This is a genomic window from Amycolatopsis sp. NPDC039088, from assembly GCF_055598845.1.
This window is the reverse complement of record NZ_JBVKAE010000001.1, coordinates 176,977-199,117: the sequence shown is the minus strand read 5'-3', so window position 1 is coordinate 199,117 and position 22,141 is coordinate 176,977. Positions and strand designations below refer to the sequence as shown.

The 22,141-nt window shown below is 68.4% G+C and carries 21 protein-coding genes and 1 pseudogene; 15 read left to right on the top strand and 7 right to left on the bottom strand.

Annotated elements, in window-relative coordinates; translation table 11 throughout:
- The first annotated feature begins 1 nt into the window (after window position 1).
- The 8 genes from ACZ7KI_RS00900 (at window position 2) to ACZ7KI_RS00865 (ending at window position 7,935) form a co-directional block, all read left to right on the top strand.
- Complete coding sequence (locus tag ACZ7KI_RS00900; RefSeq protein ID WP_470271187.1) at window positions 2-970, top strand: NAD-dependent epimerase/dehydratase family protein; 969 nt, start codon at window positions 2-4, stop codon at window positions 968-970.
- The gene (locus ACZ7KI_RS00895) at window positions 967-2,076 is read left to right on the top strand and encodes a DegT/DnrJ/EryC1/StrS family aminotransferase (RefSeq protein ID WP_470271186.1); all 1,110 of its coding nucleotides are present in this window, start codon (window positions 967-969) and stop codon (window positions 2,074-2,076) included. Before ACZ7KI_RS00900 ends, ACZ7KI_RS00895 begins: the two co-directional genes overlap by 4 nt.
- Before the next feature lie 23 nt (window positions 2,077-2,099).
- Window positions 2,100-2,723 carry a dTDP-4-dehydrorhamnose 3,5-epimerase family protein gene (locus ACZ7KI_RS00890; protein ID WP_470271185.1) on the top strand — a complete coding sequence of 208 codons (624 nt, stop codon included), beginning with the start codon at window positions 2,100-2,102 and terminating at the stop codon, window positions 2,721-2,723.
- A 195-nt stretch (window positions 2,724-2,918) separates the two neighbouring features.
- Complete coding sequence (gene dpgA, locus ACZ7KI_RS00885) at window positions 2,919-4,019, top strand: 3,5-dihydroxyphenylacetyl-CoA synthase DpgA (protein ID WP_470271184.1); 1,101 nt, start codon at window positions 2,919-2,921, stop codon at window positions 4,017-4,019.
- Between the two features lie 11 nt (window positions 4,020-4,030).
- Complete coding sequence (dpgB, locus tag ACZ7KI_RS00880) at window positions 4,031-4,675, top strand: enoyl-CoA-hydratase DpgB (protein ID WP_470271183.1); 645 nt, start codon at window positions 4,031-4,033, stop codon at window positions 4,673-4,675.
- The gene (gene dpgC, locus ACZ7KI_RS00875; RefSeq protein WP_470271182.1) at window positions 4,672-5,976 is read left to right on the top strand and encodes a (3,5-dihydroxyphenyl)acetyl-CoA 1,2-dioxygenase DpgC; all 1,305 of its coding nucleotides are present in this window, start codon (window positions 4,672-4,674) and stop codon (window positions 5,974-5,976) included. The genes dpgB and dpgC overlap by 4 nt, the downstream gene beginning before the upstream one ends.
- Window positions 5,973-6,776 (top strand): enoyl-CoA-hydratase DpgD, encoded by an 804-nt coding sequence (dpgD, locus tag ACZ7KI_RS00870; protein WP_470271181.1) that lies wholly within the window; start codon window positions 5,973-5,975, stop codon window positions 6,774-6,776. The genes dpgC and dpgD overlap by 4 nt, the downstream gene beginning before the upstream one ends.
- Window positions 6,777-6,855: 79 nt before the next feature.
- Window positions 6,856-7,935 carry a 3-deoxy-7-phosphoheptulonate synthase gene (locus tag ACZ7KI_RS00865; protein WP_470271180.1) on the top strand — a complete coding sequence of 360 codons (1,080 nt, stop codon included), beginning with the start codon at window positions 6,856-6,858 and terminating at the stop codon, window positions 7,933-7,935.
- A 12-nt stretch (window positions 7,936-7,947) separates the two neighbouring features.
- Here ACZ7KI_RS00865 and ACZ7KI_RS00860 read toward each other — a convergent pair whose 3' ends face one another.
- On the bottom strand, window positions 7,948-8,868 hold the full coding sequence (locus ACZ7KI_RS00860) for an oxidoreductase (RefSeq protein WP_470271179.1): 921 nt from the start codon (window positions 8,866-8,868) through the stop codon (window positions 7,948-7,950).
- Window positions 8,869-8,963: 95 nt separating this feature from the next.
- Between ACZ7KI_RS00860 and ACZ7KI_RS00855 the strand changes: the two genes are divergently transcribed.
- Entirely contained in the window at window positions 8,964-9,641 is a 678-nt protein-coding gene (locus tag ACZ7KI_RS00855; RefSeq protein WP_470271178.1) for a DNA-binding response regulator, read from the top strand.
- A gap of 305 nt (window positions 9,642-9,946) precedes the next feature.
- Here the strand turns inward: ACZ7KI_RS00855 and ACZ7KI_RS00850 are convergent, their stop codons facing one another.
- Window positions 9,947-11,422 carry a trypsin-like serine protease gene (locus ACZ7KI_RS00850; protein ID WP_470271177.1) on the bottom strand — a complete coding sequence of 492 codons (1,476 nt, stop codon included), beginning with the start codon at window positions 11,420-11,422 and terminating at the stop codon, window positions 9,947-9,949.
- A gap of 79 nt (window positions 11,423-11,501) precedes the next feature.
- Between ACZ7KI_RS00850 and rph the strand changes: the two are divergent.
- The 4 genes and pseudogenes from rph to ACZ7KI_RS00830 all read left to right on the top strand — a co-directional run.
- A pseudogene (gene rph / locus ACZ7KI_RS00845) lies at window positions 11,502-13,544 on the top strand (rifamycin-inactivating phosphotransferase); the annotation flags it as partial.
- Window positions 13,545-13,611: 67 nt separating this feature from the next.
- Entirely contained in the window at window positions 13,612-14,199 is a 588-nt protein-coding gene (locus tag ACZ7KI_RS00840) for a PEP-utilizing enzyme (RefSeq protein ID WP_470271432.1), read from the top strand.
- A 202-nt stretch (window positions 14,200-14,401) separates the two neighbouring features.
- Entirely contained in the window at window positions 14,402-14,713 is a 312-nt protein-coding gene (locus ACZ7KI_RS00835) for a hypothetical protein (RefSeq protein ID WP_470271176.1), read from the top strand.
- A gap of 36 nt (window positions 14,714-14,749) precedes the next feature.
- Window positions 14,750-15,955: an NlpC/P60 family protein gene (locus tag ACZ7KI_RS00830; RefSeq protein WP_470271175.1), complete on the top strand. Its 1,206-nt coding sequence runs from the start codon at window positions 14,750-14,752 to the stop codon at window positions 15,953-15,955.
- Between the two features lie 85 nt (window positions 15,956-16,040).
- Here ACZ7KI_RS00830 and ACZ7KI_RS00825 read toward each other — a convergent pair whose 3' ends face one another.
- Window positions 16,041-16,451 carry a hypothetical protein gene (locus ACZ7KI_RS00825; protein WP_470271174.1) on the bottom strand — a complete coding sequence of 137 codons (411 nt, stop codon included), beginning with the start codon at window positions 16,449-16,451 and terminating at the stop codon, window positions 16,041-16,043.
- Window positions 16,452-16,735: 284 nt separating this feature from the next.
- Here ACZ7KI_RS00825 and ACZ7KI_RS00820 point away from each other — a divergent pair, with 284 nt between their 5' ends.
- Window positions 16,736-17,254: a VanZ family protein gene (locus tag ACZ7KI_RS00820; protein ID WP_470271173.1), complete on the top strand. Its 519-nt coding sequence runs from the start codon at window positions 16,736-16,738 to the stop codon at window positions 17,252-17,254.
- Here ACZ7KI_RS00820 and ACZ7KI_RS00815 read toward each other — a convergent pair.
- The gene (locus ACZ7KI_RS00815; protein ID WP_470271431.1) at window positions 17,243-18,145 is read right to left on the bottom strand and encodes an acyl-CoA desaturase; all 903 of its coding nucleotides are present in this window, start codon (window positions 18,143-18,145) and stop codon (window positions 17,243-17,245) included. The genes ACZ7KI_RS00820 and ACZ7KI_RS00815 overlap by 12 nt on opposite strands.
- A 401-nt stretch (window positions 18,146-18,546) precedes the next feature.
- Complete coding sequence (locus ACZ7KI_RS00810) at window positions 18,547-19,452, bottom strand: aminoglycoside phosphotransferase family protein (RefSeq protein WP_470271172.1); 906 nt, start codon at window positions 19,450-19,452, stop codon at window positions 18,547-18,549.
- 227 nt (window positions 19,453-19,679) lie between these two features.
- On the opposite strand from ACZ7KI_RS00810, the gene ACZ7KI_RS00805 reads away from it, so the two are divergent.
- Window positions 19,680-20,234, top strand: a complete 555-nt coding sequence (locus ACZ7KI_RS00805; RefSeq protein ID WP_470271171.1) for a cysteine hydrolase family protein — start codon at window positions 19,680-19,682, stop codon at window positions 20,232-20,234.
- 58 nt (window positions 20,235-20,292) lie between these two features.
- Here ACZ7KI_RS00805 and ACZ7KI_RS00800 read toward each other — a convergent pair whose 3' ends face one another.
- Window positions 20,293-21,147, bottom strand: coding sequence for a hypothetical protein (locus ACZ7KI_RS00800; RefSeq protein ID WP_470271170.1), 855 nt, complete (start codon window positions 21,145-21,147; stop codon window positions 20,293-20,295).
- A 161-nt stretch (window positions 21,148-21,308) separates the two neighbouring features.
- Window positions 21,309-22,049 carry a hypothetical protein gene (locus ACZ7KI_RS00795; RefSeq protein WP_470271169.1) on the bottom strand — a complete coding sequence of 247 codons (741 nt, stop codon included), beginning with the start codon at window positions 22,047-22,049 and terminating at the stop codon, window positions 21,309-21,311.
- Between the last annotated feature and the right edge of the window lie 92 nt (window positions 22,050-22,141).

The window sequence follows — 22,141 nt, the reverse complement described above, 5'->3', positions numbered from 1 at the left end:
CATGAAGACGATCACCGTCCTCGGCGCGTCGGGCTTCGTCGGTTCGGCCGTCACGCGCGCACTGGCGCGACGGCCGATCCGGTTGCGGGCGGTGGCGCGCAGGCGGTTCACCCCGCCGCCCGGCCGGGCCGAGATCACCGTCGTCGCCGCCGACCTCACCGACCGCGCCGCGCTCGCCGACGCGGTCGCGGGATCGGACGCGGTCGTGTACCTGCTCTTGGCCGACGGCGGATGGCGTGCGGCCGAGGGGGCGGAACGGGTGAACGTCGGCGTGATGCGAGACCTCGTCGAGGTCGTCAGCGGAGACGGGGAGCCTCCGTTGGTGGTGTTCGCCGGCAGCACCACCCAGGTCGGTGTGCCGCCGAGGGAGCCGCTCGACGGGAGCGAGCCCGATCATCCGGCGACCCCCTACGACGTGCAGAAGCTGGCGGCGGAAGAGATCCTCAAGAAGGCCACGGTCGACGGCGTGGTACGCGGTATCAGCCTCCGGCTGCCGACGATCTTCGGTGAAAACACGGTGGAAGGCGGCAACCACGACCGCGGTGTCGTGTCCGCCATGGCGCGGCGCGCGCTCGAAGGCCGGGCGCTCACCGTCTGGGGCGACGGCACGGTGCGCCGCGACCTGCTCCACGTCGACGACGTAGCGGCGGCGTTCACCGCGGCACTGGATCACCCGGATTCCCTGGTGGGCGGCCACTGGCTGCTCGGGGCGGGCCGGGGCGATCAGCTGGGCGAGGTCTTCCGGCTCGTGGCAAGGGAAATGGCCGGGCAGACCGGAGAGGACCCGGTCGAGGTGACCTGTGTGGAACCACCGGCACACGCGCCCGAGACGGATCTTCGCAGCATCACCATCGATTCCACCTCCTTCCGGGCGATCACCGGCTGGCGCCCGGAGATCTCGCTGCCCGACGGGGTGCGCCGCACCGTCGCCGCTTTGACGTCATCAGTTCAGGGAAGGGTTCGCACATGACCACGCGTGTATGGGATTACCAGGCGGAATACCGGGCCGAACGGCTCGACCTGCTGGACGCGGTCGAGACGGTCTTCGATTCGGGGCAGCTCGTGCTCGGCGCGAGCGTGCGCGGTTTCGAGGCGGAATTCGCCGCGTACCACGGGGTCGGGCACTGTGTCGGCGTCGACAACGGGACGAACGCGATCAAACTCGGCCTGCAGGCACTGGGCGTCGGGCCGGGCGACGAGGTGATCACGGTGTCGAACACCGCGGCCCCGACCGTGGTCGCCATCGACGGCACCGGTGCGACTCCCGTCTTCGTCGACGTCCGTGAGGACGATTTCCTGATGGACACCGACCAGGTCGAAGCCGCCATCACCGAGCGCACCAAATGCCTGCTGTCCGTGCACCTGTACGGCCAGTGCGTGAACATGGCCCCGTTGAAGGAACTCGCCGCGAAGCACGGACTGTCCATTTTGGAGGACTGTGCCCAGGCACACGGTGCCAGGCAGAACGGGACCGTCGCGGGTTCGACCGGTGACGCGGCCGCGTTCTCCTTCTACCCCACCAAGGTGCTCGGCGCATACGGCGACGGCGGCGCGACCATAACCTCCGACGAAGCGGTGGATCGACGGCTGCGGCGGTTGCGCTACTACGGCATGGACAAGCAGTACTACACGCTGGAAACGCCCGCGCACAACAGCCGTCTCGACGAGATCCAGGCCGAAATCCTCCGGCGCAAGCTCAAGCGGTTGGACACCTACATCGCCGACCGCCGGACCATCGCGCAGCGCTACGTCGACGGGCTCGGCGACACCGAGCTGAAGCTCCCGCGGACGGTCCCGGGCAATGAGCACGTGTACTACGTGTACGTCGTGCGCCACCCGCGTCGTGACGACATCATCGAGCGCCTCAAGGCATACGACATCCACCTGAACATCAGCTACCCGTGGCCGGTGCACACCATGACCGGGTTCGCCCACCTCGGCTACGAGAAGGGCTCGTTGCCGGTCACCGAAAAGCTGGCAGGCGAGATCTTCTCGCTGCCGATGTACCCCGCGCTTTCCCCCGATCTGCAGGACAAGGTCGTCCACGCGGTCCGCGAAGTGTTGTCCACCCTCTGACCACTCCAGCATCAGGAGTAGCCGTGCAAGCACGCAAACTCGCCGTCGAGGGTGCGATCGAGTTCACCCCTCGGGTCTTCCCCGACGACCGGGGCCTGTTCGTCTCGCCGTTCCAGGAGGAAGCCTTCGCCGAAGCCCATGGCGGCCCGCTTTTCCGGGTGGCGCAGACGAACCAGAGCAGATCCAAACGCGGCGTGGTGCGGGGCGTGCACTACACCACGACACCACCGGGTACCGCGAAGTACGTCTACTGCGCGCGCGGCGCTGCCCTGGACATCGTGATCGACATCCGGGTCGGTTCGCCGACGTTCGGCCGGTGGGACGCGGTCCTGCTGGACCAGCGAGACCATCGGTCGGTGTACTTCCCCGTGGGTGTCGGCCACGCGTTCGTGTCGCTCGAAGACGACACCACCATGTGGTATTTGCTGTCCACGGCTTATGTGCCGCAGAACGAACTCGCCCTCTCGGTCCTGGATCCCGCGCTCGGGCTGCCCATCGACGTCGGCGCCGGCGTCGAACCGATCCTGTCCGATCGGGACCGGGTGGCGATCACCCTCGCCGAGGCGGAGCGGCAAGGGTTGCTGCCCGACTATGCCACTTGCCTGGAGCTCGAACGGCGGTATTCCGCGGTTCCGCTCGAGGCCTGACTTGAGGCTGCCGGTAAGAGGTGGGCTGGGTTGGTCGTGAGTGGGCAGCCCCCTTGGACGCCATTGACCGTCGAGTTCGGACAAGCCTACTTTCGAAAACAACCACCGATATCAGCGAAAGGTGAGAGCTATGCCCGCTGCGCAGTACAAGCAGCCGCTTCGAAGCAAGCTCAGAACATGGGGGTGGATGTATCGATGACTACCATTGCCGAACCCGCTGCGGACCTTTCCGTCCACAACGGACTCACCGAGATCACCCGGTTCGCCGGGGTGGGCACCGCGGTTTCCACCACGTCCTACTCGCAATCCGAGCTCCTGGAAATCCTCGACGTAGAGGACCCCAAGATCCGATCGGTCTTCCTGAACAGCGCGATCGATCGGCGCTTTCTCACACTTCCACCAGAGAGTCCAGGCGGGGGACGCGTCTCCGAACCGCAGGGTGACCTCCTCGACAAACACAAGCGGATCGCCGTCGACATGGGATGCCGGGCGCTCGAAGCCTGTCTGAAGTCGGCGGGAGCGACGCTTTCGGACCTGCGTCACCTGTGCTGTGTCACCTCGACCGGCTTCCTGACGCCCGGCCTGAGCGCGCTGATCATCCGCGAAATGGGGATCGACCCGCACTGCAGCCGTTCGGACATCGTCGGCATGGGCTGCAACGCCGGCCTGAACGCGCTGAACGTGGTCTCGGGCTGGTCCGCGGCGCACCCGGGTGAACTCGGCGTCGTCCTGTGCAGCGAGGCGTGTTCCGCCGCCTACGCTTTGGACGGCACCATGCGGACCGCGGTGGTCAACAGCCTGTTCGGCGACGGATCCGCGGCGCTGGCCGTGATTTCCGGCGACGGTCGCGTGCCGGGCCCGCGTGTCCTGAAGTTCGCGAGCTACATCATCACCGACGCGGTCGACGCGATGCGCTACGACTGGGATCGCGACCAGGACCGGTTCAGTTTCTTCCTCGACCCGCAGATTCCGTACGTGGTCGGTGCGCACGCCGAGATCGTCGTCGACCGGCTCCTCTCCGGTACGGGACTGCGCCGCAGCGACATCGGCCATTGGCTGGTGCATTCCGGCGGCAAGAAGGTGGTCGACGCGGTCGTCGTCAACCTCGGCCTGAGCCGGTACGACGTGCGCCACACCACCGGTGTGCTCCGCGATTACGGGAACCTTTCCAGCGGCTCCTTTCTCTTCTCCTACGAGCGGTTAGCCGACGAGGACGTCGCCCGCCCCGGAGACTACGGCGTGCTCATGACCATGGGGCCTGGCTCCACAATCGAAATGGCGCTTATCCAATGGTGACGCGTAACGAAGTGAACGGTGAACTGGTGCTGCGGTTCGACGGCTCCCGGCCGCTGTCGGCCGCGGTGGTCGAGGAGCTCGGCGCCCTCTGCGATCGCGCCGAGGACCAGCGGGAATCGGGGCTGGTCACCATTTACGTCACGGGCGCCCCGCCCGCCGACTGGACCAAGGGGCTCGCGGTCGGCCTCGTCTCCAAGTGGGAACGGGCCGTGCGCCGGTTCGAGCGCTTGGGCAGGCTCACCGCCGCGGTGGCGTCGGGCGAGTGCGCCGGACCGGCACTGGACCTCATCCTCGCCGCCGACGTCCGGATCGCCGAGCCGGGGACCCGGTTGCGGCTCGCTTCCGTCGGCGATGCCACCTGGCCGGGGATGACCGTCTACCGGCTCACCCAGCAGGCGGGTGCGGCGGGTATCCGGCGGGCCGTGCTGCTCGGCTCCCCGATCGGGACCGAACGCGCGCTCGCCCTCAACCTGATCGACGAGGTGTCCGAGAACCCGGCGAAGACGTTGGCGGAGCTGGACAATGTCACGGACGGCGCGGAGCTGGCGATTCGCAGGCAGCTGATCTTCGAAGCGGGCTCGACCACCTTCGAGGAGGCGCTCGGCGCGCACCTGGCCGCGGCGGACCGGGCGTTGCGACGGGAAGCCAAGCCGTGACAACGGATGCCCGCACGATGTCGCCTTCGCGGGGGCTCGGCCACCGAGCCCTGGCGGAGGCGGCGCGGCGAGTCGACGAGCTGCTCGCCGGGCTGCCGTCGCCGCCCGCCCGGACGGACGCGCAGCGCGACGCGGCGTCCTCGGCGCTGGACGAGATCAGGACCCTGCGCACGGACTTCGTGTCGACGCACGCCGAGGAGATCTACGACGCGCTCACCGACGGCCGGACCCGGTACCTGCGTATCGACGAACTCGTCCGGGCCGCCGCACTGGCCTATCCCGGTCTGGTGCCCACGGAAGAGCAGATGGCGGCCGAGCGCTCGCGGCAGCAGGCGGAGAAGGAAGGGCGCGAGATCGACCAGGGCATCTTCCTGCGTGGGATCCTGCGTGCCCCCAAGGCCGGTCCTCATCTGCTCGACGCCATGCTCAGGCCCACCGCCAGGGCGCTGGCTCTGCTGCCGGAGTTCGTCGAGTCCGGCGTCGTGCGGATGGAGGCCGTCCGGCTGGAGCGCCGTGACGGCGTCGCGTATCTGACCCTGTGCCGGGACGACTGCCTGAACGCCGAGGACGCCCAGCAGGTCGACGACATGGAGACCGCGGTCGACCTCGCGCTGCTCGACCCGTGCGTCCGGGTGGGCATGTTGCGCGGCGGCGAGATGAGCCATCCCCGCTATCAGGGGCGCCGGGTGTTCTGCGCGGGGATCAACCTCAAGAAGCTGAGCTCGGGCGACATCCCCCTCGTCGATTTCCTCCTGCGGCGGGAACTGGGCTATATCCACAAAATCGTTCGTGGCCTCTTCACGGACGGTTCGTGGCACTCGAGATCCGTCGACAAGCCGTGGATGGCGGCCGTCGATTCCTTCGCCATCGGCGGTGGGGCCCAGCTCCTGCTGGTCTTCGATCACGTGATCGCGGCTTCCGACTCCTACTTTTCCCTCCCCGCGGCGACGGAGGGGATCATTCCGGGGGCGTCGAATTTCCGGCTTTCCCGGTTCACCGGACCGCGGGTGGCCCGGCAGGTGATCCTCGGCGGCCGCCGGATCCACGCGAACGAGCCGGGCGCGCGGCTGCTCGTCGACGAGGTCGTCCCGCCGGAAGAAATGGACGCGGCGATCGAGGGCGCGCTGGCCGGACTCGACGGAGACGCGGTGCGGGCCAACCGGCGCATGGTGAACCTGGCCGAGGAACCGCTCGAGGGATTCCGTGGGTACATGGCCGAATTCGCCCTGCAGCAGGCGTTGCGCATCTACGGTGCGGACGTGATCGGCAAGGTGGGCGGCTTCGCGGGGGGATCGCGATGAGCGAAACCGTGGTGCGGTACGAAAAAAAGGACCACGTCGCCTACGTGACGATGGACCGGCCCGAAGTGCTGAACGCGATGAACCGGCGGATGCACGAAGAACTCGCCGGGATCTGGGACGACGTCGAGGCCGACGAAGAGATCAGGGTGGTGGTTCTGACCGGTGCCGGGAACCGCGCGTTCTCCGTGGGGCAGGACCTCAAGGAACGCGCGCGGCTCGACGAGTCCGGCCTGCCGCCCTCGACGTTCGGCAGTGGGGGACAGCCAGGTCATCCGCGGCTGACGGACCGGTTCACCCTGTCCAAACCGGTGGTCGCCCGGGTGCACGGTTACGCGCTGGGTGGCGGCTTCGAGCTGGTGCTCGCCTGCGACATCGTCATCGCCTCCGAGGACGCGGTCTTCGCCCTGCCGGAGGTCCGGCTCGGCCTGATCGCCGGAGCGGGCGGGGTGTTCCGGCTGCCGCGGCAGCTGCCGCAGAAGGTGGCGATGGGGTATTTGCTGACCGGGCGCCGGATGGACGCGGCCACGGCATTTCGCCACGGACTGGTGAACGAGGTCGTACCGTTCGCCGAACTGGATCGGTGCGTCGCGGAATGGACCGATAGCCTGGTGCGCGCTGCCCCGCTTTCGATCCGCGCGATCAAGGAGGCCGCACTGCGATCGGTCGACCTCCGGCTCGAAGAGGCGTTCACCACTTCGTATTTCTGGGAAGAGCGCCGTCGGCGGAGTGCGGACGCGATCGAAGGCCCCCGTGCCTTCGCCGAGAAACGGGATCCGATGTGGACGGGGCATTGGTCGTGAATGATTCGGTTTCGTCGGAACGGCCCGAATCACTCACGAGCCGGATAAAGTCTTTCGTCTACATTGAGGAGAGATCCTGATGACAACCATCGCCGCCGCGGCCGATCTCGACAATCAGCGCATCGACCGCATGGTCCCTTTGGTCACCCCCGCCCTGCTGCATCATGAATTACCGCTCAGCGCCACCGCGGCCGACACGGTGCGAGAAGGGCGCGAAAACGTCGTCCACGTCCTCGACGGTGAGGACGACAGGCTGCTCGTGATCGCCGGCCCCTGCTCGGTGCACGATCCCGCCGCGGCCCTCGAGTACGCCGATCGCCTCGCCACCATGGCGGGCCGGTTCGCCGACGATCTCCTGGTCGTCATGCGGGTGTACTTCGAAAAGCCGCGTACGGTCGGTGGCTGGAAAGGGCTCATCAACGACCCCCACCTCGACGGCACCGGCGACGTCAACCAGGGGCTGCGTATCGCGCGCGACCTCCTCCTCGAACTCGCCGAAGGCGGCCTGCCCGTCGCGTGCGAATGGCTGGACACCACCATCCCGGCCTATCTCGCCGACGCCGTCTCCTGGGGTGCCATCGGCGCCCGCACCGTGGAAAGCCAGAACCACCGCATGCTCGCCAGCGGCCTGTCGATGCCCGTCGGCTTCAAGAACCGCCGCGACGGCGATGTCACCGTCGCCGTCGACGCGATCCGCGCCGCCGAGGCGCGCCACGTCGTCCCCGGCGTCGACCCCGGCGGCCTGCCCGCGATCCTGCACACCGTCGGCAATCCCGACTGCCATGTGGTCCTGCGCGGCGGTAACAGCGCGCCCAACCACAACCCGGCGTCCGTCCGGGCGGCACTCACCGCCCTGCAGAACGCGGGCCTGCCGCGGCGGGTGGTGATCGACGCCAGCCACGACAACAGCCGGAAAGACCATCTCCAGCAACCCATCGTCGCCGAGCAGATCGCCGAACAGATCAGGACCGGCCAGCGCGGCATCGTCGGCGTCATGCTGGAATCCAACCTCCAGGCGGGCCGGCAGGACCTCCACCCGGACCGGCCGCTCACCTACGGCCAATCCATCACGGACGCCTGCATCGACCTCGCCGCCACACAGGACGTTCTCCAGGCCCTCGCCACGGCGACCGCGGCCCGTCGACGGCGCGGCCGATAAGACGCCCCGGGGTCACCTGCCGTCGGCTCCCGGCGGAGGAGCGATGGCGTCGAGCTGCGCCAGCTCGTCCTCGCTGAACCGAAGGGCGCCCGCCGCGACGTTCTCCTCCAGGTGCGCGGGATTTCCGGTGCCGGGGATGGCGAGCACGTGCGCGCCGCGGTGCAGCGTCCAGGCGAGCCGGATCTGCGCCGGGCTCGCGCCGTGCGCGTCGGCGACCTTCGCGATCTCGGCCTGTCCGGGAACGGCGCCGTCATGCGAGGTGGTGCCGGGAAGCGAGGTCGTGACGGCGAAGAAGGGCACGAACGCGATGTCGTGCTCGGCGCACAGATCGACCAGGGCATCGTCCTCCCGGTCGGTCAGGCCGTACCGGTTCTGCACACAGACCACCGGCGCGATCGTCCTGGCCTCGGTCAGCTGCTCGGCCACGATGTTGGAAATGCCGAGATGGCGGATGAGACCGGCTTCGCGCAGGTCCGCGAGCGCGCCGAAGTGCTCGGCCAGCGATCCGCGTTCTTTGCCCATCGCGGCGCCCCAGCGCAGATTGACGACGTCGAGGTGGTCGCGGCCGAGCTGCCGGATGTTCTCTTCGACCTGACCGCGGAGCTGCTCGGGGCGCGCGAACGCGAACTCACCGTCCCGTGACCGGCCCGGCCCGACCTTCGTGGTGATCACGAGGTCTTCGGGATAGGGCTGGAGCGCGGTGCTGATCAACTCGTTCGCCGAGCGGGTGGGGGTGAAGTAGAACGAGGCGGTGTCGATGTGGTCGACGCCGAGTTCGATCGCGCGGCGCAGGACGGCGATCGCGTCTTCGCGGCTCTTGGGTTTCTCGTCCCAGGGCATCCCGGTCAACCGCATCGCGCCGAGGCCCAGCCGGTTGACGGTGCGGTCGCCGAGTCGCCAGGTGCCCGCGGCGTTGTGCTGGATGTTCGTCATGCGGACCAGCGTCGCGACAGGGCGGGGAGAAGTCAGGAAATGGCAACAAGCTGCCAACTGGTCGCGGGCCGCTCAGGCCAGGCAGTATTGGTGTCATGCGGACTGACGACGGCATCACACGCGCTGGTGACGCGGTCACGGTCGTGCGCGGTGAAGAGGAGCTGTTCCGGCGGGTGGGGCACCTGTTCGCGACCGTGTCCGACCTCGCGTGCGCCGCCAACGACCTCGCGACCTGGGTCGCCGACAGCGGGCCCGACGAGCTCCCCGCGGCGGCGCGACGCCGTTCGGGCGACCTGCGGATCCGCAAGATCTATCGGTCCAGCGTGCTGCTCGACCCCGCGTCCGCCCGGGAACTCGCGCACCGGCGCGACACTTTCGGGGCGCGGATCCGCATCACCACCGAAGACCTCAACGAGACGATCATCATGGACGGCAGGCTCGTGATCCTGGCCGGTGACCTCACCGCCGGGCAACGTGGCTACAGCGTCATCACCCAGCCCGAAACCGTGCAGGGCGTGATTTCGCTGTTCGAGACGGCCTGGCGCTCGGCGACCGAACTCGCCGTCTTCGACGCGCAGGTCTCCGAGATCCGCCAGCTCGCGCCGGCCGTGCTGGACCTGCTCGGCAGCGGGGTCAAGGATGAAGCCGCCGCCCGGTCCCTCGGCCTCGGCGTGCGCACCTACCGGCGCCGGGTGGCCGAACTGATGTCCGCGCTGGGCGCGGAGTCCCGCTTCCAAGCGGGGGTACGGGCACGGGAACTCGGGCTGGTCTGAGTGGCACGGTTTAGGGCTCGTGAGTGATTTGGGTCGTTAGAACGAACCCTCTCTCAGGTACCTACTCGTGGCCTGCGGGCTTGCTCGCGTGAAGTACATAGGGGTCCTTCACGCGCCGCTGTTGTGACTGGTGGTGCCGCTGGGGTTTGTGATGGGGTTTCGGGTCCGTGAAGGACTCCTTGAGGGACTCTGGGTCCCTCAAGGAGTCCCCCACGGACCCAGCGCTACCCAGCTCACCCGCCGTAGGTAACCAAAACACCGTTGGCCAGAACGACCCAAATCACCCACGAGCCGTTATCCGTCGCTCAGCCGTTCGGAGTCGTGATCACCGCGAACTTCGAGCCCTGCGAGGCGATTCGCTCGCTGAGGTCGGTGGTGATCGTCTCGATCGGCGCGTAGTTGTTCAGTTCGCCCGCCTGGCAGGGACCCGACCGGGACTGCTGGTTGCCGATCAGGATGCCCAGCGCCGTGTGGTCGGCCTGGCTGAACAGCGGTCCGCCGCTGTCGCCGGGCCGGGCGCACAGGTCGGTGTTGATACCGACGTCCGTGGACAGGACACGACCGCAGCGGGTCCCGACGAGGTAGCCCGCGCCCGCGCCGCTGTCGACGGAATCCGGGTAGTTCGCCGCGCTCGACGCGGTCCCGCTGGCGCAGACGACCCAGCCCGCCTTGATTTCGGCGAGCGTGTGGGTGCCGGTGATGTACTCGTCGACCGAGGTGGCCTGCGTGCCGCACGGGGTGTCACCGTTGCTGTCCATGCCGCCGTTGCGGCAGTACTTCAGCACCCGGTTGCGGCCGGTCTGGCCTTCGAGCCATTTCGTGGCCGCCGCGTCGTCCACGTACGGCAGGGCCGCGTAGTCGTACGGGTAGGAGCTCTTCTCGATGCCGTGCTGCTGCAGCACGGGGTTGCCGTTGTGCTGGGTCGGCGTGTTGTTGGTCTTCGTCCGCATGCAGTGACCCGCGGTCAGCACCCAGCCCTTGCCGGGGAAACCGCCACCGGTGGACCGCAGGTTGAAGGCGCTGGTGCAACCGCCCCAGGTGCCGTCGTCCCGTTTCATGTCCAACCGGATGCCGCCGCGCATCGGGCCGTAGTTGGTGCAGTAGAGCGGATGGCAGTAACCCCAGTCCACATTCGGCGTGGCCAGCGCGTTCGGCTCCGCCAAGACGCGGGAGACGACCATGCCGGATTCCGCCGCCGCGGCCTTGCGCGCGGTGTCCGCTTCGGCGGCCACGACGTCACCGGCGGCGCGCGTCGCCACCTTGTCCTGTGCCACCCAGGCACGTTCCCACAGTACGACGCGGTTCTCGGACTCACTCACCGCCGGAAGGTAGACCGCCTCCCGTCCTGCGCCGACCTTGGCCGCGACGCGTTCCTTCGCCGCCGTGAGCTGCCGCAACGAATGCTGGACCCGTTGGGTGCGAACGTCGGCCCGGGCGGGCATCACCTTCAGGTACGGCTCGGCGGCCGCCGGTTCGGTCATCGCCACGACCAGCTGGCCCTTGCTCTGGTCGAGCCACATGCCACCGTATTCGGCACCGCGATCACGGCGCAGCAGCTCGTCCAGTTTCCCGCCGTCCGTCTGCAATTCCAGACGGCGCAACGCTTCCCGCTCGTCGACGTGATAGGTCCGGACCAAGTAGTGCACCGACTCCCGCACCGAAGCGGGGTCGAGCGAGGTGTGGAACGACTGCACGGTATCGGCCGACGCCGCGCCTCCCAGCGCCGTCGCCGCCGCCAGTACCGAAACGGCCAGTGCCCCCAGCCTGCTAGCTCTCCGCACGAGATCTCCTTATTCGTAGGGGACTTCGTGGGTATTCAACCGGAGAACAGGCGGCCTGCGGGCGGATTTCCCCATAACAGTGCGGAAATCGACTGGACGGTCATCCGGCGTGGCGCCGGACTTTGTTCCATACTGCCCGTCGCGCACCGAACCGACGAACGATGGAGCAAGGCAATTGGGCTATGTGCTGGGTTTCGAGCAGATCGACCGGACGAGCCTCGCGGACGTCGGCGGAAAGGGAGCGCAGCTGGGTGAGCTCTCGCGGATCGACGGTGTCCGGGTGCCGGACGGCTTCTGCGTGACGACCGACGCCTACCGGCAGGTCGTGGCCGCGACGCCGTCGATCGGCGCGCACCTCGACCTGCTCTCCCGCGTGGATCCTGCCGACCGCGCGGCGATCCGCACGGTGAGCGCGGAGATCCGCGGGCTCGTCGAGGGTGTCACGATGCCCGCCGAACTGGTGACGGGGATCAGCGCGTCGCTGGCCAGGCTCGGGGAGCGGGCCGCCTGCGCCGTGCGTTCCAGCGCGACGGCCGAGGATCTGCCGACGGCGTCGTTCGCCGGGCAGCAGGACTCGTACCTGAACGTCGTGGGCGAGGAGGACGTCCTCCGGCACGTCCGGCGATGCTGGGCCTCGCTGTTCACCGAACGGGCGGTGACCTACCGGCTGCATAACGGCTTCGATCACCGGACCGTGTGGATGGCCGTGGTCGTGCAGCGGATGGTGTTCCCCGAGGCGGCCGGGATCCTGTTCACCGCGGATCCGGTGACGTCGAACCGGAAGATCGCCACCGTGGAGGCGGGCTGGGGGCTGGGCGAGGCGCTGGTCTCCGGTCTGGTGAGCGGGGACGTCTACACGGTGCGTGACGACGAGATCGTCTCCGCCACGGTCGCCACGAAGCGGCGGGCCGTCCACGCGGCGTCGGAAGGCGGCACCCAGGACCTGCCGATCGAGCCGGAGCGGCAGACACGGCCGTCGCTGACGGACGCGCAGGTCGTGCGCCTGGTGCGACTGGGACGGCGGATCGAAGCGCATTTCGGACGGCCTCAGGACATCGAGTGGTGCCTGGCCGACGACGAGCTCCACGTCGTCCAGAGCCGTCCGATCACCACGTTGTTCCCCCTGCCGGAGGTCGACGACGAGGAGAACCACGTCTACGTCTCCGTCGGTCACCAGCAGATGATGACCGACGCGATGAAGCCGCTGGGCCTGTCGCTCTGGCAGCTCACGACCCCGCGCCCGATGCACGAGGCGGGCGGTCGGCTGTTCGTCGACGTCGCGCCCGCGCTGGCGACGCCGGCCGGTCGCGCGGGCATCCTCGGCACGCTGGGCAAGTCCGACCCGCTGATCCGGGACGCGTTGCAAACGGTGCTCGACCGCGGTGACTTCGTCCGCGAGGTCCCCGACGGCGACGGCGGCGCCGGACCCGCCGTCGCCACGCCCGCCCCGATCGAGACCGACCCGGCGATCGTCACGGAGCTGATCGCGCGGAACCAGGAGTCGGTGGCCACCCTGCGACGGGAGATCCAAACCCTGTCGGGACCGGCACTGCTCGACTTCATCCTCGCCGACATCGCCGAACTGAAGCGGCTTCTGTTCGACCCGCTGAGCCATCAGGTGATCACGGCGGGAATGGAGGCGGCGGGTTGGCTCAACGACAACCTCGAAGCCTGGCTGGGCGAGAAGAACGCGGCCGACGCCTTGACGCAGTCCGTGCCCCACAACGTCACGGCGGAGATGGGGCTGGCGCTGCTCGACGTCGCGGACACGATCCGGCCGCACGCGGCCGTGCTGGAGTTCCTGCGGCGGGTGGCGGACGAAGGCCGGGACGGCTTTCTGGACGAGCTGGCCGACCTGCCCGGCGGCCGGGAGGCACGCGACGCCATCGAGGGTTACCTCGACGAGTACGGAATGCGCTGCGCGGGCGAGATCGACATCACCAGGACACGCTGGAGCGAACGGCCTGCCACCCTCGTGCCCCTGCTCATCGGCAACATCAAGAATTTCGAGCCGGGCGCGGGCAAGCGACGGTTCGATCAGGGCCTCCAGGAGGCACAGCGGAAGGAAGAAGAACTGCTGGCGCGGTTGGCGGCCCTGCCCGGCGGGCAGGAAAAGGCCGACCGGACCAAGCTGATGATCGACCGCGTCCGCACCTTCGCCGGATACCGGGAATACCCCCAAGTACGGCATGGTCAGCCGCTATTTCGTCTACAAACAGGCGTTGCTGCGGGAAGCCGGACGCCTCGTGCGGGCAGGCATCATGCGGAGGACGGACGACATTTTCTACCTCCGGCTGCAGGAATTGCGCGAAGTCGTGCGCACCGGGAAGGCCGACGACGAACTGGTCCAGGCGAGGCGGGAAGCGTTCCGATCGTACGAAGCGCTCACGCCGCCCCGGGTGCTCACCTCGGACGGCGAAGTCGTCACCGGCGACTACCGGCGCGAGGACGCCCCGCCCGGCGCGCTGGCCGGTCTGCCGGTCTCGGCAGGCACCGTCGAGGGCCGGGCCCGGGTCGTCGTGGACATGGCGCACGCCGACCTCGAGGCGGGCGACATCCTGGTCACCACCTACACCGACCCCAGCTGGACCCCGTTGTTCGTCGCCGTCGCCGGACTGGTGACGGAGGTCGGCGGCCTGATGACACACGGAGCGGTGATCGCGCGGGAGTACGGGCTGCCCGCCGTCGTGGGCCTGGAGGGAGCCACGCGGCTGATCCGGGACGGGCAGCGGATCCGGGTCGACGGCACCGACGGTTACGTCCAGATCCTCGACTGAGCGGCGTATCGGCCTCCGCCGGAAGATCCGCTGGCCGACGTGGGGAACCGAAGCGCGGTGAGGTGCGTCGGTGTACACGAAAGGTCGTCATCGCGTTTCGGGAAACGTCGCGCGCGGGTGGGTGTGAACTCATAAGCTGCGGGATAGAGCACTATTGGTCAGGTACGCACGGACGCAGGCGCCGATACTGAAGGGATCACTCATGGCTCGCCGATTCGACCCGGATCAGATCGCCGCGCTGGCCAAGAAGGTCGGCGGGCTGAAGGACGGGTACAGCAAGACGGGCACGGACTTGGGTGACGGTAACCCCGGCGGCGCGTTCGGCGATCTGAGCAACGCGGCCAGCGCGGGCAAGACGGTGCAGGGGTTCTACAGTGGCGTGAACGCCGAGCTGAACGCCGCCGCGAAGCTGGTCGACGCCGCGTCGGCGGCGCTGGCCAGTGCCGCCGCGCGGATGCGGGCCGATGAGGCCCAAGGTGTGCACACCCTCGGTGGCCACCGCGAGCGGGACTGATCGGACTGAGGACGCGGAACACAGGGGGATTGACCGATGACCACCGCAGAACGGGATCCGAGCGCGCTCGACGACCCGTCGCATGACCGTCCGAAGTCGATGGACGCCATCGACAAGCATGCCCAGCAGGCACAGAAGCTCAACGCGCGCGCGGTCAACGACCAGGCGGCCAAGGTCGGCGGAGCCGCCACCAAGGCCAACGACCTCGGCGACGATCTGAAGCTTTTTCGCGATGACGTGCTGCGCGAATGGGAAGGCAAGGACGCCGACGCCGTCGCCGACCACCTCGAAGCGCTCGGCAAGGCCAGTTACAAGGTCAGCGACAAGGCCGAGGCCGCCAAGAACATCCTCCAGCGTGTCTCCGAGATCCTGGACGAGGTCAAGAAGAAGGTCGCGCAGCTCGCGCAGGAAGCCAACGACAAGGACGCGGACAACCGCGCCTTGATCGGCGCCGCCAGGAAGCGGAAGAACAGCTCCGAAGACGAGAACGAGATCGCCGCCGCCGCGTCCGACATCGAGCGGCTCCGGCGGCTCAACGAGAAGGACTCCAACGGCAAGAAAGAGGAGATCGAGCGCGCGCTGGACGCCGCCGAGAAACAGATCGACGATCTCCTCAAACCGCTCGGCCTGGAAATCGAGGGCGGTTTCCTGGAGCTGATCCCCGCCGAAACCGGCCAGACCACGGCGTCGAGCACCCATGTCAAGCCCGTCGACACGAGGGTCGGCCCGGCCCCCGTCTACGGCGGTGGCGGGGGAGACGGCGGTGGTGGCGGTGGCGGTGGTGGAGTCGCCGGGGTCCAGGGCGACGGAAGGCCCGCGAAGCCGATCGACGCGCGCGGGGACAACCCGGCCAAGATCGCCGAGCAGTTCCTCGGCCGCAACGCCGGTGACCTCAAGCGCAGCGGTGAGCTGCCCGCGATGCAGTCCTGGGTGCCCAACAACGTCAACTGCGCGAACTTCGTTTCCGGCTGCCTGGAGGCGGCGGGCCTGATCGACAAGAACCAGGCCAGCGCCTCGGTCGCGGGGCTGACGGCCAACCTCGAGGCGGACGGCTGGAAGTCGATCCCGCTTTCCCAGGCGAAGCCCGGTGACGTGGTGATCTCGAACGGCGGCGGGCACGTCGTGTTGTACGCGGGCGATGGTCAGTTCATCGGCTCGAACAACATCAACCCCGACGGTTCGCAGAAGATCAGCATGGGCGGCGGCAGCGGCCTCGTGAAGGTCCTCACCCCGCCGACCTGAGCCGCTTAGGCCGAGTCCGGTAAGTCTGTTCGATGGGCTTCAAGGCCCGCGAACACGACTTACCGGACACGGCCCAGGGGAGAGGTCAGAATCCGAACAGCGCGCGCGGTGCTTCGTACTCGTCCGGCCAGGTCAGCCAAGCGACGTCGGTCGGGCCGATCGCGTAGTTGGCCAGGCGCCAGGCCCGCACGTCGTTCTCGGGACGCGGTTCTTCGGTCTTTTTGAGCAGGGCGACGTAGACGTCGGACATGACGCCGTCGGCCCGCCGTTCCTCGTAGACGGTGCCGGCGTAGTACGGGCGGCCGCTGTCGGTGCCGCGCAGCGTCCCCTGCAGGAACACCCAGGGCCCCATGCGGTCGAAGCGCTCCACCTGCACCCGAACGCGATCGCCGAACGACTCGTCGAGGCGGGCGGTGGCGGCCTGGAAGGCCGCTTCCCGGACCGGGTCGCCCGGGGTCAGCGCCACCGGGAACGGGTGTGCGGACGGGGTGTACATCAGGCTACCTCCCAATAGCGGACAGCGATCCGGTCGACGGCGGCGGCCGGATCAGCTGGTCCCGCGATGCTACCGCGTGCGGTGGACCGAGTCCTGGCTTCGGACATACCCATCGTTCATTCCTCAATGGACAGACGGGTGCCGGGAGCCCGCACGTCCGTGACAGCGTGCCCGGGGAAAATTCGCACCCGAATGGTAGTTATTCACCGACCATACCCGGTCGAGTTGTCGACGTTTTCCGGTGCTGCCACCATCCCGAAGACGGATCCGGCGGAAGGGGCGGTATGGGCTGGTTGTGGCGCGCGTTCTGTGATGCCGCACCGTCCGCCCTGCTCGCGTCGGCCACGGGCACCGTCTTGCTGCGGCTCCTCTACGGGCGACGGTACGGACCGCTCGTCGCCGCACTCGATTTCGCCCTGTTGTCCGCCCTGTCCGCGGTGCTGCTCATCGTTTTCGTTCCTCCGCCGGGAAACTGGCCCAGTGCTCCGGTGAACCTGAACCCGCTGGCGGACGTCAGCCCGGTTCTCCACAGCGACGGCGCGCTGGTGCAGGCGGCGGGAAACGTGGCCCTGCTGGTGCCGCTCGCGATTCTCCTGCCCGTGCGATTCGATTGGGCGCGATCGATTTCCCGCGTCGTCCTGCTCGCGTTGCTACTGTCCTGCGCGATCGAAGGCCTTCAGGTCCTGTTCGACGATGGCCGCGTCGGCACACTCGACGACGTCCTGTTCAACACCGTTGGTGGCGCGCTCGGCGCCTGGTGTGGCCGCTTCTGCCGGTGCGACCACGGCGGATCAGTGCGCTGAAGTCCTGAGTTTGCGGGCCAGCCGCTCGGGTTTCGGCCAGCGGACCTTGGTCGCCCAGCCGAGCTTTTCGAAGAGCCAGATCAGGCGGGCGGAGATGTCGACCTGGCCGCGGCGTACACCGTGGCGGGCGCAGGTGGGATCCGCGTGGTGGGAGTTGTGCCAGGACTCGCCCATCGACAGGATCGCCAGCGGCCAGAAGTTGGCCGACCGGTCACGGGAGGCGAAGGGCCGGTCGCCGAGCAGGTGACAGATCGAGTTCACCGACCAGGTGACGTGGTGCAGGAGCGCGACGCGCACGAGACCCGCCCAGAAGAACGCGGTCGCCGCTCCCCACCAGGACCACGTGATCAGCCCGCCCGCCACCGCGGGCGCGAGCAGCGACACGACGGTCAGCACGGGGAACCACCGGTTGACGCGGACGATGTCGGCGTCGGCGAGCAGGTCGGGCGCGAACCGTTCGGCGTTGGTCTGCTCGCGTTCGAACAGCCACCCCATGTGCGCGTACCAGAACCCCTTGGCGAGAGCCCCCGCCGACGTGCCGAAACGCCAGGGAGAGTGCGGGTCGCCGTCACGGTCGGCGTAGGCGTGGTGGCGGCGGTGGTCCGCGACCCAGTCGATGATCGGGCCCTGCAACGCCATACTGCCGGTGACGGCGAGCGCGATCCGCAGACCGCGGGTGGCGGTGAACGCGCCGTGGGTGAAGTAGCGGTGGAAGCCGATGGTCACACCGAGGCTGGTCACGACGTAGAAGAACGCCGCCAGCCCGATGTCGATCCAGCCGAGGCCCCAGCCCCACGCGAGCGGGACGGTGGCGAGCACCGCCAGTGCCGGGACGATGGCGAACAGTTTGACCAAGAACAGCTCACCCGCGCTCTTCTCGCCCGCCAGCATCGGCTGCGGTCGTGGACGAGCGTGGCTGGTGTGGTCGTGGGCTGCCGTACTCACGGTCTCTGCCTCCGGGACGAACTCGATGCTCAGCCGGTGGGAGCTATCGCTGGGATCCGGCGTAGCCCGCTCAGGAGCCGCTGATCCTCTCTGGCGGCCGGGTACCCCGACGGTGGCGGCGACAAACGCGACCGAGGTCGTGAAGGCCTCCTTCCCTACTTTCAAGGTCAGGGTCCCGGCAAAGCCGGGATTTGCAGGTCGGGGACCTCTTCGTCATGGCGCGGTTGCGACGCTTGATCTACGCAGGCATCAGCGATGCCACATGCCTCGTCGGGGAGGCTGGCCACTCTAGGGATTTCAGCGGCGGATCGGGAGCCGTGCATGTCCCCAATGCGGCATTGGGGACATCAGACCGCGGAGAAGATCTCGGCGAGCACGCGACGCGCCTCGGCGGCGTCTTCGTCTGCCCGGCCCACCGTCCGCGCGCACAGGAGCAGCGTCTTCCACAGCGCCCAGCCGCGCCCGCGCGCCCAGGTCGCGTCGTCGACGGAAAGGCGCTCGCGAAACGTCTGCCTGCTGCCGTCGGTCAGCAGCGTCCAAGCGATGGCCAGGTCGCAGGACGGATCGCCGACCCCGCAGGTCCCGAAGTCGATGACGGCGGCCAGCTTCCCGTCGTCGAGCAGGAGATTCCCCGGGGCTATGTCGCCGTGGAACCAGCGGCCGACGCCGTCCCAGCGCGCGTCCAGGGCGGTCTCCCAGAGCTCGCGGGCCAGGTCGACGTCGAGGTGGCCGTCCAGTGTCGTGAGCGTGCGCCGGACCTGCGCGTCGTAGGTGCGCAGGGTGGCGCCACGGAACCAGTTGTGCTTACCGGGCTGGGGACCGTCGGTGGCGTCGAGGCTCTGTAAGACCGTCAGGAATCCGGCCAGGTCGAGGGCGAAGCGGACCGGGTCGGAAACGCGGTCCGCGTTCGCGGGTTCGCCGTCGAGCCAGCGGTAGACCGACCACGCGAAGGGGTAATCCGCGCCGGGACGGCCCTTCGCCAGCGGGACGGGGATGGGCAGCGGCAGCTGGGGAGCGAGCGCCGGAAGCCACCGTTGTTCCTTGTCGACGGCCAGGGCGTACTCGGACGCGCTCGGCAGCCGCGCGATCATCGTGTCGCCGAGGTGGAAGGTGACGTTGTCCCAGCCGTTCTGCGCCACGGGCCGGACCGGGAGGCCGGCCCACTGCGGGAACTGGTCGCCGATCAACCGCCGTACCTGCTCCGCGTCGACGGTGATGCGCCGCGGTGGGGCGCCGAGATCCGGTGTGGTCATTCGCTGCTCTCGTCGAGGTCGCCGGTTTCCACCGAGAGGATTCCAGATCGGTCGGCGAGAACGCCAAGTAATTCATTGACCTCCGTTCGAGTGGTAACCGTTCGGTCATCGCGTGCTGGACCGAGTAGCCCGCGCGCGTGGCCAGCTCCAGTGCTTGCTCGGCGGTTCTTGTCGGTGGGTGAGGTTAGGGTCTGCCGCAGCAGCCTGACCAGGAGGGACACTCTGTCATGACCACTCTCGACAACCGGCCGAACACCGCGCTCCTCGTCGTCGATGTCCAGAACGGCGTCGTCGACGACGCCTACGAGCGTGATGTCGTGGTCGCGAACATCAACGGTCTCGTCGGCAAGGCCCGGCGGGAAGGCGTCCCGGTCGTCTGGGTACGGCATTCCGACGAGGAACTCGTGCAGGGGAGCGAGGAATGGCGCATCGTCGACGAGCTGCTGCCCGGCGAGGCCGAACCAGTCGTCGAAAAGACCTACGGGGATTCCTTCGAGGACACCGATCTGGAGAAGGTCCTTTCCGGACTCGGCGTCGGGCGGCTCGTGGTCACCGGCGCGGAGACCGACGCCTGCATCCGCTCGACGCTGCACGGTGCGCTGGTCCGCGGGTATGACGCCACGCTGGTCGGCGACGCGCACACCACCGGGGACAAGACGGCCTGGGGCGCGCCGTCGCCGGAGCAGGTCATCGCGCACACGAACCTGTACTGGCGGTTTCAGCTCGCTCCCGGCCGGAAGGGAGGGACGGTCGAAACCAGCGAGGTCGATTTCACCGGCTGAGCCGCGAAAAACCGGCAGTCGGGTGCGTTGCCCGCTGCCGGCTTTCGGTTCCCCCGGATCAGGGGTGGTAGATCTCCTTGACCGTGGTGATCTGGTCGGCGCCGTTCACGCTGATCCGCGCACGTACCGGGTTCCCGTCTGCCAGCTGCTGGATCAGCTGGTCCTGGCCGCACGGCAGGGTGCCGTAGCCCTGGTCGTCGATGGTGACCGAATCACTCGGGCACAGGGTGGCCGCGCTGAACACCGTGGCGGCCTTCTGCAGCGGGAGCCGGTAGGTCTTGCCGTTCTGCCGGTCGGTGTCCAAGGTGAAGCGGACCATCCGCATAGTGGCGTCGTATCCGGTGAACCGCACCTGCTGGGTGGAGTTCGGGAACTTGCGGACCTCCTGGTCAGGTGCCTTCCCGGTGCCGTTCGACGGCCGGGTCTCCAGCTGCAGTGAGCTGTTGGGCACGCCGCAGACCACCGCGCCCTGGCTGCCGCCCGCGGAGTCCTCTTGGCGGGCGCAAGCCCACCTGCCCTGGACGTCGAGCACCCGCTCTCCCGGGCCTTCGGCCTGCGGCAGCTTCTGGAAGTACTCGGTGATCACGGTGAACGCCTCGGTGCAGCCCGGTTTGGTGCCGTCGGTGGCCTCCACCGCGATCAGGTCCATCTTCGGCCGTCCTGGCGCGCCGACCGGTCCGCCGTGCTTGCTGCAGTTGACGTCGCCGTCCGATGTGGTCTCGGAACCTCCGGCGGCCGCCCCTTGGCCGCCGCCTTCCGGAGTCTGCGCGACGGCCGCCGTTTCCGCCGCATTCTTCACCGGGGAACCATTTCCCGCGACATTGTTCCCGTCGCAGGCGGAAAGGAATGCGGTGGCGGCGACAGCCCCGACTGCAATGGCCATTTTGATGGTCTTCTTCGCGGTGGATTTCATTTCGGTGCCTCTCTCGCGGACTTTCGAAGCTTTATGTCCGGAAGACGCTGGAACCGGAATGGGGTTGCTCGCAAGAGCGCGTATCGCGCAGGGTTGCCCGAAGGTTCGATCCCTCCTGTCCGCTCGGGCACGACCTCGGCCGGCTTCGCAACCCGAGCCGGTTACGGAATGACGCGGTTGCGCAGGTTGTGCGGGTACGGGCCCTCGCCGTGAATGCTCAGCTCGGTGCCCACCTCGAAGCTGTAATACGGGTGCGAGGTGAAGTAGCTGTCCAGATTGGTGCCACCGAAGCAGATCAGATCCGCGCCACCGGCCGAATTGGGGCCGTTGCACAGGCTCAGCGTCGGGTATGCGAACGAGTCCAGCGGCCGGAAACCGGCGCCGCCGGGACCGGGTACGGGCAGGTGCCCGATCAGGCCGCCGGGGTCACCCGGCCAGTTCGATTCGACGGGCTGCCGCCGCCCGTCGGCGATCAGCACGCCCTGGATGTTCCGTCCGGGCGGCTCGGTCTCCAGTACGGTGCCCGCGACGAGGGCGCCCAGGCTGAACCCCACGATGTACACCTTGGTGTCGAGGTCGCAGCCATAGGTGACGTAAAGGTTGTAGAGCGCGGTCCTGAGGTTGGCGACGCCCGCGTCGACGTCGGCGTACAGATTGACGTCGCCGGCGCTGTTCGGGTACGGGATGCGCACCGGGTCGGCGCCACCCGGAGCGAGCGCCGGGTCCAGAAGTTTCTGTGCCCCGCCGTCCTGATATCCCGGCACGACGAACATGACCGGCCCGCACGCGCCCGCCGTCCGGGCGGTGGCCGCCTGCGCCGCCCCCGGACCGGCGACCGCGCCCGCCATGGCGACGACGGACAGGACGGCGGTCGCGAGTAACCGCGCTCCGACTTTTCTCATCGGTTTTCTCCCCACTGTCGATTTCCCGGCCGAACGCTAATGAGCGCCGATGAAATACCGATGAAACGCCAGGATGGACGCGGGAGAGTCCG

Coding starts and splice junctions, on each gene's coding strand:
- ACZ7KI_RS00810 (WP_470271172.1), bottom strand. CDS start 19,452: ATGACCACACCGGATCTCGGCGCCCCACCGCGGCGCATCACCGTCGAC.
- dpgA (WP_470271184.1), top strand. CDS start 2,919: ATGACTACCATTGCCGAACCCGCTGCGGACCTTTCCGTCCACAACGGA.
- ACZ7KI_RS00815 (WP_470271431.1), bottom strand. CDS start 18,145: ATGCTGGCGGGCGAGAAGAGCGCGGGTGAGCTGTTCTTGGTCAAACTG.
- dpgD (WP_470271181.1), top strand. CDS start 5,973: ATGAGCGAAACCGTGGTGCGGTACGAAAAAAAGGACCACGTCGCCTAC.
- ACZ7KI_RS00835 (WP_470271176.1), top strand. CDS start 14,402: ATGGCTCGCCGATTCGACCCGGATCAGATCGCCGCGCTGGCCAAGAAG.
- ACZ7KI_RS00900 (WP_470271187.1), top strand. CDS start 2: ATGAAGACGATCACCGTCCTCGGCGCGTCGGGCTTCGTCGGTTCGGCC.
- ACZ7KI_RS00895 (WP_470271186.1), top strand. CDS start 967: ATGACCACGCGTGTATGGGATTACCAGGCGGAATACCGGGCCGAACGG.
- ACZ7KI_RS00860 (WP_470271179.1), bottom strand. CDS start 8,868: ATGACGAACATCCAGCACAACGCCGCGGGCACCTGGCGACTCGGCGAC.
- ACZ7KI_RS00820 (WP_470271173.1), top strand. CDS start 16,736: ATGGGCTGGTTGTGGCGCGCGTTCTGTGATGCCGCACCGTCCGCCCTG.
- ACZ7KI_RS00800 (WP_470271170.1), bottom strand. CDS start 21,147: ATGAAATCCACCGCGAAGAAGACCATCAAAATGGCCATTGCAGTCGGG.
- ACZ7KI_RS00840 (WP_470271432.1), top strand. CDS start 13,612: ATGGTCAGCCGCTATTTCGTCTACAAACAGGCGTTGCTGCGGGAAGCC.
- ACZ7KI_RS00825 (WP_470271174.1), bottom strand. CDS start 16,451: ATGTACACCCCGTCCGCACACCCGTTCCCGGTGGCGCTGACCCCGGGC.
- ACZ7KI_RS00830 (WP_470271175.1), top strand. CDS start 14,750: ATGACCACCGCAGAACGGGATCCGAGCGCGCTCGACGACCCGTCGCAT.
- ACZ7KI_RS00855 (WP_470271178.1), top strand. CDS start 8,964: ATGCGGACTGACGACGGCATCACACGCGCTGGTGACGCGGTCACGGTC.
- ACZ7KI_RS00865 (WP_470271180.1), top strand. CDS start 6,856: ATGACAACCATCGCCGCCGCGGCCGATCTCGACAATCAGCGCATCGAC.
- ACZ7KI_RS00805 (WP_470271171.1), top strand. CDS start 19,680: ATGACCACTCTCGACAACCGGCCGAACACCGCGCTCCTCGTCGTCGAT.
- ACZ7KI_RS00795 (WP_470271169.1), bottom strand. CDS start 22,049: ATGAGAAAAGTCGGAGCGCGGTTACTCGCGACCGCCGTCCTGTCCGTC.